The sequence below is a fragment of the Actinomadura sp. DC4 genome, assembly GCF_030406325.1.
Classification (GTDB): Bacteria; Actinomycetota; Actinomycetes; order Streptosporangiales; family Streptosporangiaceae; genus Actinoallomurus.
On sequence record NZ_JAUEQY010000008.1, the window covers coordinates 101,546 to 118,697 of the forward strand.

Sequence of the window (17,152 nt, forward strand, 5' to 3'; positions counted from 1 at the left end):
GATCTGCCGAGAGAGAGCTTTGCCGTGACCGCGCAGTTCCCCGTCGTACGTCCCCGGCGGCTCCGCCGTACTCCCGCGATGCGCCGGATGGTCGCCGAGACCCGGGTGCGCCCGGCCGATCTCGTCCAGCCGCTCTTCGTCAAGGAGGGCATCTCCGAGGCACAGCCGATCTCGTCCATGCCGGGCGTGATGCAGCACACGAGGGACACCCTGCGCAAGGCCGCCTACGACGCCGCGGAGGCCGGAGTAGGCGGGCTGATCCTGTTCGGTATCCCGGCGGTCAAGGACGGCCGGGGTTCCGGCGCCGACGACCCGGCCGGGATCGTGCAGAAGGCCCTGCGTGACCTGTCCTCCGAGGTCGGCGAGGCCACGGTCCTGATGGCCGACCTCTGCCTCGACGAGTACACCGACCACGGGCACTGCGGCATCCTCACCAGCTCCGGCGAGGTGGACAACGACGCGACGCTGGAGCGCTACGCCTCGATCGCGGCGGCCCAGGCCGCGGCGGGTGCCGAGGTCGTCGCGCCGAGCGGCATGATGGACGGTCAGGTGGGCGTGATCCGCACCGCCCTCGACCACGCCGGCTACTCCGGGGTGTCGATCATGGCGTACGCCGTGAAGTACGCCTCGGCGTTCTACGGCCCCTTCCGCGAGGCCGCCGAGTGCGCACCGCGGTTCGGCGACCGGGCGGCCTACCAGGAGGACCCGGCCAACGCCGAGGAGGCCCTGCGTGAGGTCGCCCTCGACATCGACGAGGGTGCCGACATGGTCATGGTCAAGCCGGCGATGACCTACCTCGACATCGTGCGGCGGGTCCGCGAGTCCGTACGCGTGCCGGTGGCGGCCTACCAGGTCAGCGGGGAGTACGCCATGGTCGAGGCGGCCGCCGCCCAGGGCTGGGTGGACCGGCGCCGGATCATCGACGAGACCCTGACCTCGATCCGCCGCGCGGGCGCGGACATCGTGCTGACCTACTGGGCCACCGAGGTCGCACGGTCGCTCACTGACTGATGAGGCCGGGTCGGCCTCCGTTCGACCCGAGCCCACAGCGCCCTGAGATCCTCTCGCGGCGCCCTATCACACCGCTCTTAAGCGGCTATGAAGCGTGCCCGTCATTTCGGTCAGGTCACGTGTTCGCCGCTATCCCGGGGTTGTTGCGACCGCGCCAGGACCAGGACGTCATCATCGGTGGTAAGAGGTGGAGGGGGAGCGGACATGGTAGGAACTTCCGTCACGAAAAACGCCGCGAAGCGGCAAAAAGTGCAGATAGCGGCCGCGGCTCAGGAGTACGCGGCCCTGGGCTGGCCGTGTTGTCCGGGCGCGCACGCGGCCACGGACGGTGCGCGGGCCTGTTCGTGCGACCGGATCGGCTGCCCGTCGCCGGGCGCGCATCCGGCCTCACAGGTGTGGCAGCTGCAGGCGACGATCGACGCCGAGCGGGTCGGCCAGTGGTGGGCGGCGACGCCCGAGGCCAACATCATCCTGCCGACCGGGCGGGTCTTCGACGTGTTCGACGTACCCGCGCCGGCCGGCCGGCTCGCGCTGGCCCGCATGGCGGCCGAGCAGGTGCCCGCCGGCCCGGTGGCCGCGATGGGGGATGAGCGCCATCTCTTCTTCGTCGCGACCCGCGGCGCGCCGGTGGACGAGGACGAATGGTGGTCCTGCCACCTCGACACCGTCCCCGAGAGCGTGGCAGAGACGCCGGGCATGCGCTGGCACTGCCGCGACAGCTACGTCGTCGTACCGCCGTCCGTGCTGCCCTTCGGTGGCGAGGTGACCTGGGTGAACTCCCCGCAGGACGCAGCGCTGCCCGACCCCGTACGCGTCCTGGAGATCCTCGCGGACGTCTGCGAGTGACACCGGATCCTCCCGGGCGGTATTCCTCTGGGAGACTCGAAGACGTGACTTCGCACCAGATCTCCCAAGCCCTTTTCGACCGGGCCGGCACAGTCGTGCCGGGTGGGGTCAACTCGCCGGTACGCGCGTTCGGCGCGGTCGGCGGAACGCCGCGATTCATCGCCTCCGCCCGTGGGCCCTACCTCACCGACGTCGACGGCAACGAGTACGTCGACCTGATCTGCTCGTGGGGGCCGATGATCCTCGGCCACGCCCACCCGGCCGTGGTCGAGGCCGTACAACGGGCCACCGCGCTCGGCACGTCTTACGGCGCGCCCACCGAGGGCGAGGTCCTGCTCGCCGAGGAGATCGTCGCCCGTACACCGGTCGAGCAGGTACGCCTCGTCAGCTCCGGCACCGAGGCGACGATGTCCGCCATCCGCCTGGCGCGCGGCTTCACGGGCCGCTCCAAGATCGTGAAATTCTCCGGGTGCTACCACGGCCACTCCGACGGGCTGCTCGCCGCGGCCGGATCGGGCGTGGCGACCTTCGGCCTGCCCGACTCCCCGGGCGTCACCGGAGCGGCCACCGCCGACACGATCGTGCTGCCCTACAACGACCTGGCCGCCGTCGAGGAGGCCTTCGCCGAGCATGGCGACCAGATCGCCTGCGTCATCACCGAGGCGTGCCCGGCCAACATGGGCATCGTGCCGCCGGCGGACGACTTCAACCTGCGGCTCAAGGGCGTCTGCGCGCAGTACGGCGCCCTGCTGATCATGGACGAGGTGCTGACCGGCTTCCGGGTGTCCCGATCGGGCTGGTACGGCGTCGACGGCGTGGCCGGCGACCTGTGCACGTTCGGCAAGGTCATGGGCGGCGGCCTTCCTGCGGCGGCGTTCGGCGGCCGGGCGGACATCATGGCGCAGCTGGCCCCGGCCGGCCCGGTGTACCAGGCGGGCACGCTGTCGGGCAATCCGCTGGCCACCGCGGCCGGCCTGACCACGCTGCGGGAGGCGACGGACGAGGTCTACGCCCGCATCGACCGCGCCGCCGCGACGGTGGCCCAGGAGGCGTCGGACGCCCTGACCAAGGAGGGCGTGGAACACCGGCTGCAGGTCGCGGGCAACCTGTTCTCGATCTTCTTCGCCCCGGAGCGGGTACGCGACTTCGCCGGCGCCCAGAGGCAGGACACACGCCGCTACGCGGCGTTCTTCCACGCCGCCTTGGACCGGGGGGTCTATCTGCCCCCGTCCGCGTACGAGGCCTGGTTCTTGTCCGCGGCCCACGACGACGCGGCCCTGGAACGCATCGCCGAGGCCCTTCCCCACGCCGCCCGAGCCGCCGCCGAGGCGGAGTAGGAGGGCGCGCGGAGGCGGCGCGGAACCCGTCGGCGGACCTGCCGTCCGGCCACGGCGAGCCCTTCCGCGCGGCGCGGGGAGTCGCCGAGATGAAGCGACGGTGCGCGCCGCGGCAGACACCCGGCGTCGAAGGCTCGCGACGACGCCACGCGAGGCGGAGCAAGGACGCGCACCGTACGCGGGAACTGGCGGAAATGCGGAGCCGGACGGGCATTCCACCGGCCGTCCGGTGTGGGTGGGTGGGGCGTTTGTTGAGGTGGATGCGAGTGCGCGTTTGCGTTAGCGCGGAGGTACGACGCATGGTTTCGCGCGGCGCCTGATCATGATGCGTACTGCCCTCGCCCGCGTAGGGGCATGTGCAAACCGGTCAGCGCCGGTGCGGTGGGAAGGGTGCTGCCCTCGCCCGCATAGGAACAAGGCCCCCTCCGACCGCCCGGCCGGCGCCCTTGAGCCAGGTCGCTGGGCTCTCTGCACGTGACGCGGGCCGCCGCCGTCGCGGCCGGGCGCGCGGCGGTACCTTGTGCGGCGCCAAGCGGTCGTGGAACACGGTCGTCCTCGCCCGTCCGCGCGCCACTCTTCCCTGCGGCCTGCCCTCGCCGAACCCGGCCGGCCTCGCTCCAGAAAGATCGGCGGGCCGGGTGTCGTGGCCTCGGTTCGGGCGGGCCTCCCGTCAGGGGGCCAGGGCTTCGAGGATCTCCTTGGCGCGGTCGGTGGCCGCCTCGGTGGTGACGTCAGGCGAGCCCACCAGCGGGTCCCAGTTCAGGTCGTAGAACAGTTCCGTGACGCCCAGCTCGCCCAGCCAGGCCGCGTCCTCGCGGATCTGTTCGTAGGAGCCCGACAGCCGGACGCGGTCACCGTGGTCATCCACCGCCTCCTGGCCCGCCCGCACCACGCCCCGTACGACCACGCGGACCTCGGCCGGGTCCTTCCCGGCCTCCTCCGCGGCGGCGCGTACCACGCCGATCTGTTCGTGGATCTTCGTCAGGTCGGTGGCGCTGCGGCTCATCCAGCCCGCGGCCAGGCGGCCGGCGCGCTGGAGGGCGGCGTCGACCGAGCCGCCCAGGAGCACCGGCGGGCCCGGTCTCTGGATCGGTTTCGGGGCCATGCGGCTCGGCGGGATCGTGTAGAGCTCGCCCTCGTAGGAGCTGACCTCGTCCGTCCACAGCGTGTGCAGGGCGGCGAGGTACTCCTCGGCGCGCGCGCCCCGGCGTTCCTTCGACGCGCCGCTGGCGACGAACTCCTCGTCCTGCCAGCCGGTGCCGAGGCCCAGGTCGAGCCGCCCGCCGGACAGGACGTCCAGCGTGGCCGCCTGCTTGGCGAGGTACACCGGCGTGACGAACGGCAGGTTGACCAGCGCGACGCCGAGCCGGATCCGGGACGAGCAGGCGGCGGCGTAGGTCAGCGCGCCCAGAGGATCCAGGACGCTCCGGTACACCGGGGCCATCGCCTCCTTGTCCTCCGGCACCAGCAGGCGGTGGAACGCCCACAGTGACGCGTACCCCAGCTCCTCGGCGCGGCCGGCGAAGTAACCGAGGTTCTCCGGGGTCGCCCATGCGCCCGCCACGGGAGCGCCGAATCCGATCTTCATACCGCCGATTCTTTCAGGGCGTCCATGGCCGCGCCGATCGAGGCACCCGACGGCGGTCGCAGCGGCGCGCGTACGCCCGCATGAGAGATCAGGCACTGCTCGGCCAGCACCGCCTTGATGACGCCCGGCGACGGCTCGGCGAACAGGGCGCGCGTCAGCGGCAGCAGGGCCTCGTGCACGCGGATCGCCCGTACGTTGTCACCGGTGCTCACGGCAGACGACAGAACGGCCATCGAGGCGGGGGCGACGTTGGCGGTCGCCGCGATCCCGCCGGCCGCGCCCAACTGCAGCATCGGGAGCAGGAACGCGTCGTCGCCGCAGAGGACGGTCCCGGCCCCCGCGAGGAGGGTCAGCGTGTCCGCGTCGATGGCTCCGGGGCAGTGCTTGACCCCGGCGACGTGCGAAGAGGCCAGGAGCGTCAGCAGGGTCTGGACGCGCAGCGTCTTACCGGTCCGGTACGGGACGTTGTAGACGATCAGCGGCACTCCGGCCGCGGCGCCGACCGCCGCGAAGTGCTCGACGACGCCCTCGTCGGAGGGGCGCAGGTAGTACGGCACGAGGACGAGCAGCAGGTCGGCGGCCGAGGCGCGCTCCTCGGCCTGCCGTACGGACTCCTCCGTGCCGATCGAACCGGCGCCGACCGTGAGCGGCGTGCCGTGCGCGTCGCTGACCCGGCGGCAGGTCTCGACGACCGTACGGCGCTCGCCGGCGGTCAGCATCGGGGCCTCGCCGGTCGTGCCGAGGGCGACCAGGCCCGCGGCGCCCTGGTCGAGCAGGTGGTGGGCCAGCCGTTCCAGCGAGGCGACGTCGACCGCGCCGCCGGCGGCGAACGGCGTCACGATCGGGACGTGGACGCCCCTCATCGCACGGCCGCCGGCTGTGGGAGAGCGGGCAGGGGTCGGCGGCGCCGCCGTACGCTGCCCAGCGCGACGCCGCCCACGATGAGCAGGGCCGCGACGACGTCGGTCACGGTGATCGGCTCGCCGAGGAACAGCGCCGCCGACGACATGCCGAACGGGGGCACGAGCAGGGAGTACATCGCGACCTGCCCGGCGTCGTAGCGCCGCATCAGCCAGCCCCACGCGCCGAAGCCGACGAGCGTCGAGACGTACGCGACGTAGAACAGCGCGCCGAGGCCGCCGATCGAGACGTGTGCGAGCGCGTGCAGGTCCGCGCGCGGTCCCTCGAAGATCGCCGACAGGGCCAGGAGGGGGAGTGGTGGCACGAGGCTGACCCAGACCATGAACGCGAACGAGTCCGGCGGCTGGGCCTTGCGCAAGCCGATGTTGGCCAGCCCCCACATGCCCGCGGCGCCGATGGCCAGGACGAAGGCGAGCAGCGGGCTGCCCTGGCCGAGCGTCAGGCCGATCAGCGCGATCCCGGCGAACGCCACGACCATCCCCGCCGTCTGCGTACGGCGCGGGCGCTCGCGCAGCATGACCGCGGCGAACAGCGCGGTGAACAGCGCCTGGGTCTGCAGCACCAGCGACGAGAGGCCGGCCGGCATGCCGATGTGCATGCTGATGAACAGCAGGCCGAACTGGCCGACGCCGAGCGGCAGGCCGACGAGCACGAACCACCGCCACGGGATCGCCGGGCGGCGGACGAACAGGATGGCGGGGAAGGCGGCGGCGACGAACCGCACGCCCGCGAAGAACAGGGGAGGCAGCGAGTCGAGGCCGACGTCGATGACGACGAAGTTGACGCCCCAGAGCGCGGCGATCACCACCGCGATGGCGACGTGGCGAGGTTTCATGTGGCCGATGCTGGTCTTACCGACTGTTTAGGACAAGCGACTTTTCTTTACGAAATATGTGTAGTGTTACTACATGCTTGATCTGGACCGGCTCCGGGCACTCAACGCCGTGGCGACGTACGGCTCGGTGAGCGCCGCCGCCGACGTGCTGCACGTCACGACCTCCGCCGTCTCCCAGCAGATGGCCAAACTCGAACGCGAGACGGGGCAGAAGCTGCTCGAACGGTACGGGCGGGGCGTCCGCCTCACCGACGCCGCGACGCTGCTCGCCGCGCACGCCGAGCGCATCCTCGCGATGGTCGAGGAGGCGGAATCGGACCTGGAGGCCCAGCGCGGCGAGGTCGTCGGCGAGCTCGCGGTGGCGGCCTTCCCCACGGCGGCGCGCGGCCTCGTGCCCCCGGCGCTGCGCGCCCTGGCCCAGCAGCATCCGCGCCTGCGGGTCTGCCTGCGCGAGCAGGAGCCGCACTCGGCGGTGCCGCTCGCGGTCCGCGGCGAGGTCGACCTCGGCGTCGTACAGGACTGGTTCAACGTGCCGCTGGCCATCCCGGACGGCCTGGTCAAGTCCTCGCTGGTGGACGACGTCGCCGACGTGGCGCTGCCCGCGAGCCACCCGCTCGCCGCACGGTCCGTGATCGACCTCGGCGAGTTGCACGGCGACGCGTGGATCGCCCAGTCGCCGGGCGCGATCTGCCGCGACTGGCTGGTCCACACGCTGCGCTCGGCCGGGCTGGAGCCGCGGATCGCGCACACGGCCGACGAGTACGCGACGCAGCTCGCGCTGGTCGCCGTGGGACTGGGCGCGGCGATCGTGCCGCGGCTCGGGCGCTGCGACATCCCGGAGGGCGTCCGGATCCTGCCGGTACGCCCCGCGCTGACCCGTCACGTGTACGCGATCTGGCGGGCCGAGGCCGCGCGCCGTCCGGCCATCCGCGCCGCCGTCACCGCGCTCCGCGCGTCCGCCCCGACCCTGACCCTCGCCGAGGCCGGCTGAGCCTCGATCGGTCCGAAATAAGCGGCAAATCCTAGTTATTGACTGAAGCAACGGGGAAAACTTACCCTCCGTAAAGGTCGATCTTGACCGCTCGCCGGCGACCTGGAGGGCTGACCGTGCCGGCACCGTCGTCGCGGTACGACCCGGAGATCTACGCCCGGGTCGTACGGGCCCGGCTGCCCGCCGGCTGGCGGCTCGACCGCGCCGGGACCTGGACGCACGCCGCGCCCGAGGGCGCTCGCCTACGCGACCAGGGCTGGAAGATCCACCTGTCGGCCGTGCCGCCGTCCGCCGAGCGGGTCCTGGACACGGTCACGCCCGTGCTCGCGGAGGCGGGCTGCCCGTTCAAGTTCGCCGCCTCACCGGCCGAGATCGCCCGTCTGACGGGACGGCACTTCGACCGCGCCTCGGCCGGGAAGTTCCTCACCGTCTATCCGCCCGACGACGCCGGCGTGGCGGCGCTGGCCGAGGCGCTGCACCGGGCCACGGAGGGCCTGGCGGGCCCACGCATCCTGTCCGACCGCCCGTACCGGCCCGGCAGCCTGGTGCACTTCCGCTTCGGCGGTTTCGTGCGCAAGGTGCGGCTGGCCGGAAACGGTGTCTACGAGCCCGTCGTGACCGCGCCGGACGGTACGTGCGTCCCCGACCGGCGGTCGGCCTGGTTCGAACCGCCGTCCTGGGCGCCCTCCAGCCCCTTCGGCGAACCGGCCGAGGCTCCTGGGGCCGCACCGCGCGGGGTGCTGATCGGGGACCGGTTCCTGCTGCGCGGCGCCATCCGGCACGCCAACAAGGGCGGCGTCTTCCGCGCCACGGACCGTACGACGGGCCGGGAGGTCGTGGTCAAGCAGGGCCGCCGGTACGTCGAGGTACGGCCTGACGGCGGCGACGTACGTGACCTGCTGCGCAACGAGGCGCGTCTGCTCGGCCGCCTCGCCGCGACGGGAGTCGTGCCCCGCGTCCACGCCCTGATCGAACTCCCCGAGCACGCCTTCCTGGCCGTCGAGGCCATCGACGGCGTGTCGCTGAGCGTCCACCTGCAGCGTCTCCACCGGGGAGGCGGGCCGGACGAGCGTGCGGTCCTGCGTACGGCGGGCAGGCTCGTGGACCTGGTCGCCGCCGTCCACCGCGAGGGTGTGGTCATCCGCGACCTGACCCCGGCGAACGTCCTGGTCCTCCCGGACGGCGACCTGCGCCTGATCGACCTGGAACTGGCCGGCACGCCGGACGAGGACGCCGTCCCCGGCGGCTCCCCGGGCTACGCGGCCCCGGAACAGTGGACCGCCCGGCGCGCCACCCCGGCCGCCGACCTGTACGGCCTGGGCGCGATCCTCTTCGCCCTGACGACGGGCGCCGAGCCGATCCTGGCGAATGACGACCGCGACACCCATCGGCGGCTCGACGACTGGCTGACCCGCGCCGCCCGCGACCTCCCGCTCGCCGCCGCCCTCCGCCCCCTGATCCTGGCGCTGCTGCGGGAGGACCCCGCCCTCCGCCCACCGCTCGACCGGGTACAAGAGGCCCTTCACGAGACCGCCGGCAATGGTTCGGCCGGGGGACGGGGCCATGGCGTCGCCCTGGGGCCGGCAGGGCGGGGGCCCGGGGCCGGGCGTGACGACGTGGAGCGGCTGCTGGGCGACGGGCTCGCGTATCTCGTCGGTTCCGGTGGCCGGGACGTCGATCCGGACCGGCTCTCCGAGCCGGGTGCCGGGCGCTGGTGGCCCGCCGACCTGTTCGGGGCCACCACCGATCCCGGCAACCTCTACTACGGCGCGGCGGGCATCCTCGGCGTCCTCGCGACGGCCCTGCGGCACCGGCCCACGCCCGAGATCCGCACCGCCACCGAACGCGCCGCCCGGCACCTCGAAAGAGCGGCCGCGCGGGAACCTCTCGTCCTGCCCGGCCTGCACTTCGGGCGCTCCGGCACGTACTGGGCGCTCCTCGAAGCGGGCATCGCGCTCCAGGACGAGGACCTCATCGCCCGGACCGCCGACGCCGCCGAGCGGCTCCCCGTCTCCGGGCCGGTGCCGGACGTCAGCCACGGGATCGCCGGAGCGGGGCTGACCGCCCTGCGGTTCTGGCGGCACACCGGCCGGGAGACCTTCCTCGGCCAGGCCGGGGAGTGCGCCGACGCGCTGCTGACGGCGGCCGTCCGTGACGGCGACGGCATCGTCTGGCCCGTCCCGCCCCACCCGCCCCAGTTGCCCGACGGCGCCACCCACCACGGCTTCGCGCACGGCACCGCGGGCATCGCCGCCTTCCTCCTCGACGCGGCCACCGCCACAGGACGCGCCGACTGCCGCGAAGCGGCCGACCAGGCCGGCCGTACACTGCTCGCCGCCACGCTCTGGGGCACGGGCGGCACCGCCCGCTGGAGCGCCGGGCCGGGCGACGACGTGCCCCTCACCGGCTGGTGCAGCGGCGCCGCCGGCGTCGGCGGTTTCCTGGTGCGGCTGTGGCGCGCGACGGGAGCGCCCGCCCTGCTCACCACGGCCGAGGGCGCCGCGGCCGCCGTACGGCACGACATCTGGCAGTCCCGGCCCGTGAACTGTCACGGCAACGCCGGCTCCATCGGCTACCTGCTCGACCTCGCCGACGCGACCGGCGAGGAGTCCTACCGGGACCGGGCGCGCGAGGCCGTCTCCGCGCTCGCCGCCCGCGCGGTGGTCCGCGACGGGCTGCTCCTCACCCCCGACCACACCGGCCTGGAGGTCTTTCCCGGCTGGGGCGTCGGCACCGCCGGCGTCACCGCCGCCCTGCTCCGCCTGGACGGCTCCCCGGTGAGCCTGTTCATGCCGCCGATCGAGGCGGCCCTGAGAACGTGCGGCGCGATGTCGCACCGATCGAGTCCCATCCCCTCAGAAAGGAAACGCCGATGATCACAGCCGACCTGGACGAACTGCAGCGGCTGCCCGAGGAGACCGTGGCCGAGGACCGGACGCCCTGCATCCCCGCCGCGGCGGACCGGGTACCGACCTGGACCACCGTCTGCTGATCTGAGCGACGCGGCCGGGGCTCTCGAATCGGAAAAGGGAGCCCCGGCCCTGTCTTCCGCAACGGCTTCCGCAACGGCTTCTCCAACGCCGCCACCCGGGCGGTCCCCCCGCGCCGGGGGCCCGGTAGTGTTAGGCCGCCATGAAGACCATCGTTCATCTGCTGCGCCACGGTGAGGTGCACAACCCCGAGGGTGTCCTCTACGGGCGCCTGCCGGGCTACCACCTCAGCGACGACGGCCGGCTGATGGCCGAGACCGCGGCCAAGTGGCTCACCGGCCGCGACATCACGGTCCTCTGCTCCTCTCCCATGGAGCGCGCCCAGCAGACGGCCGAGCCGATCGCCCAGGCGCTGAAGCTCCCCGTCTCCACCGACGACCGGCTGATCGAGGCCGGCAACCACTTCGAGGGCCGCACCTTCGGCGTCGGCGACGGTTCGCTGCGCCGGCCCGAGCACTGGCCCTACCTCTGGAACCCCTTCCGCCCCTCGTGGGGCGAGCCCTACGAAGAGATCGCAAGCCGCATGCTGGCCGCCATGGCCGACATACGTGACGCCGCGAGCGGTCACGAGGCGGTGTGCGTCAGCCACCAGCTGCCCATCTGGGTGACCCGCCGCAAGGTCGAGGGCCGCCACCTGTGGCACAACCCGGCCCGGCGCCAGTGCGGCCTGGCGAGCGTCACGAGCGTGACGTACGACGACGGCCGCATCATCAAGGTCGACTACGCCGAACCCGCGGGTGAGCTGTCGCGCCGCCCCAGTGTCCCCGGCGCCTGACCCCTCAGGCACAATAGGACCAAGTACTACGCCCTGTAGTAGTAGGAGTCTCGCCGTGAACCGTCATGTCCTGACCGTGCCGGCCCTGGTTCTTCTCGCCGGCGCCCTCACGGGCTGCGCGGGCGCCGGTGCCGTGCAGAACGGTCCCGGCGGCGAGGCGCGCTATGTGGCGGGCAACGGCGTCAGCGAAGTGATCAAGGATCGCAAGCCCGCGCCCGCCGTCCAGGGCACCACGCTCGACGGCAGGCCGCTCAAGCTGGCCGAGTTCCAGGGCAAGATCACCGTCGTCAACTTCTGGGCGTCGTGGTGCGCGCCCTGCCGTGCCGAGGCGCCGACGATGCAGAAGGTCTACGACGAGACCAAGGCCTCCGGCGTGCAGTTCGTCGGCGTGGACATCAAGGACGGCAAGGACAACGCGCAGGCGTTCCTGCGCACCTTCAAGGTCACCTACCCGAGCCTGTACGACCAGGCGGGCCAGATCGCGCTGGCGTTCCGCGACATCCCGCCCAACGCCGTGCCCTCCACGCTCGTCATCGACCGCCAGGGCAACGTCGCCGCCCGCGCCATCGGCAGCGTCTCGTACTCCCCTTTGAGAGACATCGTCACGCGCCTCGCGGCCGAGAAGTGACCGGGGGGCGGACCCGGTGAGCACGGTGACGAGCGGCTCCCTGGTGCTGGCGTTCCCGGTCGCGGCGGCGGCCGGGCTGGTGTCGTTCCTGTCGCCGTGCGTGCTGCCGCTGGTCCCCGGCTACCTGTCCTACGTCACCGGGATGAGCGGCGTCGACCTCGCGGCGCAGCGCCGTGGGCGGCTGCTGCTGGGCGTGGCGCTGTTCGTGCTCGGTTTCACCGTGGTTTTCGTCAGCGCCGGGCTGGCCTTCGGCGGTTTCGGCGCGCTCCTGCAGCGGCACACGACCGTCCTCACGCGTGTGCTGGGCGCGGTCACCATCGTGCTCGGCCTGGCGTTCATGGGGTTCGTGCCCGGCCTGCAGCGTACGGTCAGGTCGAGCCGGCTCCCGGCCGCCGGGGTGGCGGGCGCGCCGCTCCTCGGCATGCTGTTCGGCCTCGGCTGGACTCCGTGCATCGGGCCGACGCTCGCGGCCGTGCAGGCGATGGCCTACAGCGAGGCGAGCGCCTCGCGGGGGGCGCTGCTGTCCTTCGCGTACTGTCTCGGGCTGGGCGTCCCGTTCCTGCTCACCGCGCTGGCGTACCGCCGGGCGCTGAGCGCGTTCGGCTTCGTCAAGCGGCACTACCAGGCGGTGATGCGCGTCGGCGGCGGCATGCTCGTGGCGATCGGGCTGCTGCTGGTCACCGGGGCCTGGGCGGACCTGACGATCAAGATGCAAGGCTGGGTATCCGGCTTCAACACGGTGATCTGATGAGTGGTGAGCTGGTGACGACGAGCACGGACGCCCCCGAGGCGCAGGCGGCGCCTCAGGCCCCCCGCGAGCGGCCGGAGGGGATCGGCGTCGTGGGCTGGCTCCGCTGGGGGTGGCGGCAGCTCACCTCGATGCGTACGGCCCTGGTGCTGCTGTTCTTCCTGGCGCTCGGCACCGTGCCGGGCTCGTTCCTCCCGCAGCGCGGAGTGGCGCCGGAGAAGGTCAGCCAGTTCTACACCGACCACAAGGCCATCGCGCCGTGGCTCGACCACCTGTCGCTGTTCGACGTGTTCTCGGCGCCGTGGTTCGCCGCGATCTACATCCTGCTGTTCATCTCCCTGTCCGGCTGCGTGCTGCCGCGATCGTGGCAGCACTTCCAGCACATCCGCTCCCGGCCGCCGAAGGCCCCGCGCAACCTCGGCCGTCTCGCCGAGTCCACCTCGTACGAGACCGACCTCGCGCCCGAGGAGGTGCTGGCCGGGGCGGCCGAGGCCCTCAAGGGCCGCCGGTACCGCGTCGACCCGCACGGCGACCACGTCGCGGCCGAGAAGGGCTACCTCCGCGAGACCGGCAACCTGGTCTTCCACCTGGCCCTGCTCGTGCTGCTGTTCTCGGTCGGATCCGGCGCGGCGCTCGGCTACAAGGGCAACGTCCTCCTCACCGAGGGCGACGGCTTCTCCAACACGCTGACCTCCTACGACGCGTTCAAGGGCGGCCGGGCGTTCAGCTCCTCGGACCTGCCGCCGTTCACCGTCTGGCTCGACTCCTTCAAGGCGACCTACCTGCCTGACGGGCCCAACCGCGGTCAGCCGCTCTCCTTCGCCGCCAAGATCCGCTACCAGAACGGCCTCAAGGCGCCGGTGCGTTCCTACGACCTGCAGGTCAACCACCCGCTCGCCATGGACGGCGCGCGGCTCTACCTGCTCGGCCACGGCTACGCGCCGCGGTTCACCGTCCGCGACGGCAAGGGGCAGGTCGCCTTCCAGGGCGCCGTGCCGTTCCTGCCGATGGACGAGGCGACCTACTCCTCCGAGGGCGTCATCAAGGTCCCCGACGCCCAGCCGGACCAGCTCGGCTTCATCGGGCTGTTCTGGCCGACCGCGGTCCCCAACGCCCAGGGCAAGGTCGTCTCGGCCTTCCCCGCGGCCTGGAACCCCCAGGTGGCCCTCTTCGCGTTCAAGGGCGACCTCGGGCTGTCCAACGGGCTGCCGCAGTCGGTGTACAAGCTCGACACGGCCAAACTGAAGCCGATCGTGATGGGTTCGAAGACCAAGCCGCTCACGGTCGGGGAGACCGAGACGCTGCCGGGCGGAGCGGGTTCGGTCACCTTCGACGGCTACCGGCAGTACATCACCGTGCAGGTCAACCACGACCCCGGCCGCGTGCCGGCGCTCGCCGCCGGCATCATCGCGATCATCGGCATCATCACCTCCTTCCTCGTACGACGCCGCAGGGTGTGGGTCCGTGCACGCGCCGCGGACGGCGGGCGTACGGTGGTCGAGGTCGGCGGGCTGACTCTCGGTGGAGCCACACCGGAGTTCGACGCGATCGCCGAGCGCCTCCCGGGCGCCGCTCCCAAGCCCACAACCCCTGACGAGGAGTGACGACGACCATGGTCGACACCCATCTGGCGAACCTGAGCAACCAGTTGATGCTCGGTGCCGTGCTGGTCTACGTCGTGGCCATGGTCGCGTACGCCGCCGAGATCGCCTTCGCGCGCGACCGCGCCGTCGCCGAGCCCGCCGAGGTGCCCGAGCCGGCCAAGGTGCTGGTCGGGGCCGGCGGGCCCGAGGCCGAGGACGACGCGCCGGAGGCCGAGGAGGAGCGGCGCAAGGTCGACTGGGGCCGGTTCGCGATCCTCATGAACATCGTCGCGTGGGGGCTGCACGGCGCGGAGATCGTCACCCGGGGCATGGCGGCGGACCGCGTGCCGTGGGGCAACATGTACGAGTTCGTGTCCGCGATCACCTTCGCCGCGGTCACCGTCTACCTCGTGATGCTCTGGCGCTACAAGATCAACTGGCTCGGGCCGTTCCTCATGGTGGCGGTCCTGATCGCGCTCGGGATCGCGACGATCTGGCTCTACAACGACCCGGGGCCGCTCCGCCCGGCGCTGCACTCGTACTGGATCGCCATCCACGTGACCGCCGCGGTCACCGCCACGGGCACGTTCACCGTGGCCGGCGTCGCGACCGTCCTCTATCTCGTCAAGCTGTGGGTCCCGGCCAAGGCCGGCGGGATCCTGGAGCGCGTCCCCCGCCCCGCCGTGCTCGACACGGTGGCGCACCGGACGATCATGTTCGCGTTCCCCATCTGGACCTTCGCCATCATCGCGGGTGCGATCTGGGCGGACTCCGCGTGGGGCCGCTACTGGGGCTGGGACCCCAAGGAGACCTGGTCGTTCATCACCTGGGTCGGCTACGCCGGCTACCTGCACGCCCGTGCGACCGCGGGCTGGCGAGGCAAGAAGGCGGCGATCGTCTCGCTGATCGCGTTCGGTTGCCTGCTCTTCAACTTCTTCGGAATCAACTATCTGGTGTCCGGGTTGCACTCGTACGCCGGTGGGTGATTTTCCTTCCCCTGGTCGCAAACATTTCACGCACTAGGTGCGTCTCATCCGCTGTGGGCAAAGCTGGGAGGACTCGGGTGAGTAATAGGCGGTCTGCCGTCGCGCTGGTCATGGCGGCACTGCTGGCGGGCGCGTGCGCCTGTCAGAGCAGCGAGGCCGGTACGAACGGCAAGGACGGCACCAAGGCGCCGGACGCGTCGGTGCGGATCCTGCCGGCGAACGGCGACGCGAAGGCCCGGCCGGACCAGGGCATCACCGTCGCCGCGACCGGCGGAAAGCTCGACCAGGTGACCGCGGTGCAGAGCGGCAAGCCCGTCCCCGGCGCCTTCAACGCCGACCACACGCAGTGGAAGTCCACTTGGACGCTGAAGCCGGGCGCGGCCTACTCGGTCAACGCCGCGGCCAAGAGCGACAAGGGCAAGACCGTCAGCGCGGCGAGCCAGTTCACCCTGGCGAAGGCCACGGACTCGTTCTCCATCAGCGACGTCACGCCGATGCCGGGCGAGAAGGTCGGCGTGGGCATGCCGATCATCGTGACGTTCAACCGCGCCATCGCCAACCGCGCGTACGTGGAGAAGGCGCTGGAGGTCAAGTCCGACAAGAACGACGTCGGCGCCTGGCACTGGACGTCCGACCAGCAGGTCGTCTTCCGTACGCAGAAGTACTGGCAGCCGCACCAGAACATCACCTTCACGGCCCACATGGCCGGCGTGCGCGGGCTGCGCGGCGTCTACGGCACCACGGACGTCACCAAGTCCTTCAAGATCGGCGCCTCGAACATCACCGTCGCGAACGCCAAGACCCACTACATGCGGGTCGACCACGACGGCGAGGTGAAGAAGTTCCCGATCAGCACGGGCATGGGCACCACCCGGGAGTACACCACCACCAGCGGCATCCATCTCACCAAGGAGAAGGCGACGATGGTGCACATGGTGTCGCCGGGCCGCAAACCGGGCGACCCCGGCTACTACGCCGAGGACATCCCGCTGGCGGTGCGGATCAGCGACCGCGGTGAGTACGTCCACCAGAGCCCCGGCCAGTACTACGCCCTCGGTCACAGCAACGTGAGCCACGGCTGCGTCCGTACGTCCCCGACCGGCGCCCGCTGGTTCTACAACATCGCCCAGCGCGGCGACGTCGTGGACGTCACCGGCACCGACCGCAAGCTCGAGCCGGGCAACGGCTGGACCTTCTGGGAGACGTCCTGGGCGAGCTGGCTGAAGGGCAGCGCGCTGCAGCACTGACCCGCACGACTCACACAGAACGCCCCGCCGGTGCCTCAGCGCACCGGCGGGGCGTTCTGCCGTGTGGGGACGGTCATTCGTCGCCGCGGAGGCGACGGTCGAGCTGCCGGAGGAACTCCGGGTCGTCGTCGGGGCCCATCGGAGCGGGCGCGCCCGCCTCGGTGCGGCCTCCGTCGCCGGATAGAAGGAAGTCCGGTGGCCACGCGGTGACGTCGGCGGTGACGAAACCACGACGGCGCCCGAACACGAGCCAGGCGATGGCACCGAGGTCGAACCCCAGCAGCACGATCATGAACCAGGCGAACTTCGGTAGATGACGGGCATCGCCCTCGGTGGTCGACAGCACCTCGAAGAGGCAGTAGAGCCAGACGCCGAGTGCGACCAGGACGAGCACGGCGGCAAGGACGAGCATGCTTCGCAGCGTAGCTCGGGCCTGCAAGCGCCGGACCCCCCGTGGCCGGAGCGGGCCGGGGCGGGCGGCCCGTGGACACCGTCCTACCGGCGCGTACGTGCCGCTGACCTGCCCCTCCGGCGGCATCCGTTCACTCGATTTTCTGACCTGGAGTCATGGGCGCTGTGCCGGGGGATGACGGACTCTTGAAATCCGGCTTACGCTACGGCGTAGCCGGGCGGGCCTCCGCCGGGCACGGAGGCGCTGAGGGGACG

15 protein-coding genes are annotated in these 17,152 nt (G+C 71.9%); 11 read left to right on the plus strand and 4 right to left on the minus strand.

Annotated features, from left to right (window positions below):
- Nucleotides 1-24 precede the first annotated feature (24 nt).
- The 3 genes from hemB to hemL all read left to right on the plus strand — a co-directional run bounded on the left by hemB (nt 25) and on the right by hemL (nt 3,194).
- Nucleotides 25-1,011: a porphobilinogen synthase gene (gene hemB, locus QWU11_RS15365; protein WP_290108811.1), complete on the plus strand. Its 987-nt coding sequence runs from the start codon at nt 25-27 to the stop codon at nt 1,009-1,011.
- 204 nt (nt 1,012-1,215) lie between these two features.
- Nucleotides 1,216-1,857: a bifunctional DNA primase/polymerase gene (locus QWU11_RS15370; RefSeq protein ID WP_290108812.1), complete on the plus strand. Its 642-nt coding sequence runs from the start codon at nt 1,216-1,218 to the stop codon at nt 1,855-1,857.
- A 44-nt stretch (nt 1,858-1,901) separates the two neighbouring features.
- A complete protein-coding gene (hemL, locus tag QWU11_RS15375; protein WP_290108813.1) occupies nt 1,902-3,194 on the plus strand; it encodes a glutamate-1-semialdehyde 2,1-aminomutase in 1,293 nt (430 codons plus the stop codon).
- Nucleotides 3,195-3,864: 670 nt separating this feature from the next.
- Here the strand turns inward: hemL and QWU11_RS15380 are convergent.
- From QWU11_RS15380 to QWU11_RS15390, 3 genes are read right to left on the minus strand one after another with little or no spacing between them, the layout of a single operon-like run.
- A complete protein-coding gene (locus tag QWU11_RS15380) occupies nt 3,865-4,782 on the minus strand; it encodes a TIGR03619 family F420-dependent LLM class oxidoreductase (protein WP_290108814.1) in 918 nt (305 codons plus the stop codon).
- A complete protein-coding gene (locus tag QWU11_RS15385) occupies nt 4,779-5,645 on the minus strand; it encodes a dihydrodipicolinate synthase family protein (RefSeq protein WP_290108815.1) in 867 nt (288 codons plus the stop codon). Before QWU11_RS15385 ends, QWU11_RS15380 begins: the two co-directional genes overlap by 4 nt.
- Nucleotides 5,642-6,538 (minus strand): EamA family transporter, encoded by an 897-nt coding sequence (locus QWU11_RS15390; protein WP_290108816.1) that lies wholly within the window; start codon nt 6,536-6,538, stop codon nt 5,642-5,644. The genes QWU11_RS15385 and QWU11_RS15390 overlap by 4 nt, the downstream gene beginning before the upstream one ends.
- 73 nt (nt 6,539-6,611) lie before the next feature.
- Between QWU11_RS15390 and QWU11_RS15395 the strand changes: the two genes are divergently transcribed.
- The 8 genes from QWU11_RS15395 to QWU11_RS15430 all read left to right on the plus strand — a co-directional run bounded on the left by QWU11_RS15395 (nt 6,612) and on the right by QWU11_RS15430 (nt 16,486).
- The gene (locus QWU11_RS15395) at nt 6,612-7,529 is read left to right on the plus strand and encodes a LysR family transcriptional regulator (protein WP_290108817.1); all 918 of its coding nucleotides are present in this window, start codon (nt 6,612-6,614) and stop codon (nt 7,527-7,529) included.
- 116 nt (nt 7,530-7,645) lie between these two features.
- Nucleotides 7,646-10,405 (plus strand): class IV lanthionine synthetase LanL, encoded by a 2,760-nt coding sequence (gene lanL, locus QWU11_RS15400; protein WP_290108818.1) that lies wholly within the window; start codon nt 7,646-7,648, stop codon nt 10,403-10,405.
- A 256-nt stretch (nt 10,406-10,661) separates the two neighbouring features.
- The gene (locus QWU11_RS15405; RefSeq protein WP_290108819.1) at nt 10,662-11,294 is read left to right on the plus strand and encodes a histidine phosphatase family protein; all 633 of its coding nucleotides are present in this window, start codon (nt 10,662-10,664) and stop codon (nt 11,292-11,294) included.
- Between the two features lie 55 nt (nt 11,295-11,349).
- The gene (locus QWU11_RS15410) at nt 11,350-11,922 is read left to right on the plus strand and encodes a TlpA disulfide reductase family protein (protein ID WP_290108820.1); all 573 of its coding nucleotides are present in this window, start codon (nt 11,350-11,352) and stop codon (nt 11,920-11,922) included.
- 16 nt (nt 11,923-11,938) lie between these two features.
- A complete protein-coding gene (locus QWU11_RS15415) occupies nt 11,939-12,670 on the plus strand; it encodes a cytochrome c biogenesis protein CcdA (protein WP_290108821.1) in 732 nt (243 codons plus the stop codon).
- The gene (locus tag QWU11_RS15420) at nt 12,670-14,274 is read left to right on the plus strand and encodes a cytochrome c biogenesis protein ResB (RefSeq protein WP_290108822.1); all 1,605 of its coding nucleotides are present in this window, start codon (nt 12,670-12,672) and stop codon (nt 14,272-14,274) included. Before QWU11_RS15415 ends, QWU11_RS15420 begins: the two co-directional genes overlap by 1 nt.
- A gap of 8 nt (nt 14,275-14,282) precedes the next feature.
- Entirely contained in the window at nt 14,283-15,239 is a 957-nt protein-coding gene (gene ccsB, locus QWU11_RS15425; protein WP_290108823.1) for a c-type cytochrome biogenesis protein CcsB, read from the plus strand.
- Between the two features lie 77 nt (nt 15,240-15,316).
- Nucleotides 15,317-16,486, plus strand: coding sequence for an Ig-like domain-containing protein (locus QWU11_RS15430; RefSeq protein ID WP_290108824.1), 1,170 nt, complete (start codon nt 15,317-15,319; stop codon nt 16,484-16,486).
- A gap of 73 nt (nt 16,487-16,559) precedes the next feature.
- Here the strand turns inward: QWU11_RS15430 and QWU11_RS15435 are convergent, their stop codons facing one another.
- Entirely contained in the window at nt 16,560-16,898 is a 339-nt protein-coding gene (locus tag QWU11_RS15435; protein ID WP_290108825.1) for a PLD nuclease N-terminal domain-containing protein, read from the minus strand.
- Between the last annotated feature and the right edge of the window lie 254 nt (nt 16,899-17,152).

Excerpts from the sequence above, each read along its gene's own strand:
- QWU11_RS15370 (WP_290108812.1), top strand. The coding sequence starts at position 1,216 with ATGGTAGGAACTTCCGTCACGAAAAACGCCGCGAAGCGGCAAAAAGTG.
- QWU11_RS15380 (WP_290108814.1), bottom strand. The coding sequence starts at position 4,782 with ATGAAGATCGGATTCGGCGCTCCCGTGGCGGGCGCATGGGCGACCCCG.
- QWU11_RS15385 (WP_290108815.1), bottom strand. The coding sequence starts at position 5,645 with ATGAGGGGCGTCCACGTCCCGATCGTGACGCCGTTCGCCGCCGGCGGC.
- QWU11_RS15390 (WP_290108816.1), bottom strand. The coding sequence starts at position 6,538 with ATGAAACCTCGCCACGTCGCCATCGCGGTGGTGATCGCCGCGCTCTGG.
- QWU11_RS15395 (WP_290108817.1), top strand. The coding sequence starts at position 6,612 with ATGCTTGATCTGGACCGGCTCCGGGCACTCAACGCCGTGGCGACGTAC.
- QWU11_RS15405 (WP_290108819.1), top strand. The coding sequence starts at position 10,662 with ATGAAGACCATCGTTCATCTGCTGCGCCACGGTGAGGTGCACAACCCC.
- QWU11_RS15420 (WP_290108822.1), top strand. The coding sequence starts at position 12,670 with ATGAGTGGTGAGCTGGTGACGACGAGCACGGACGCCCCCGAGGCGCAG.
- ccsB (WP_290108823.1), top strand. The coding sequence starts at position 14,283 with ATGGTCGACACCCATCTGGCGAACCTGAGCAACCAGTTGATGCTCGGT.
- QWU11_RS15435 (WP_290108825.1), bottom strand. The coding sequence starts at position 16,898 with ATGCTCGTCCTTGCCGCCGTGCTCGTCCTGGTCGCACTCGGCGTCTGG.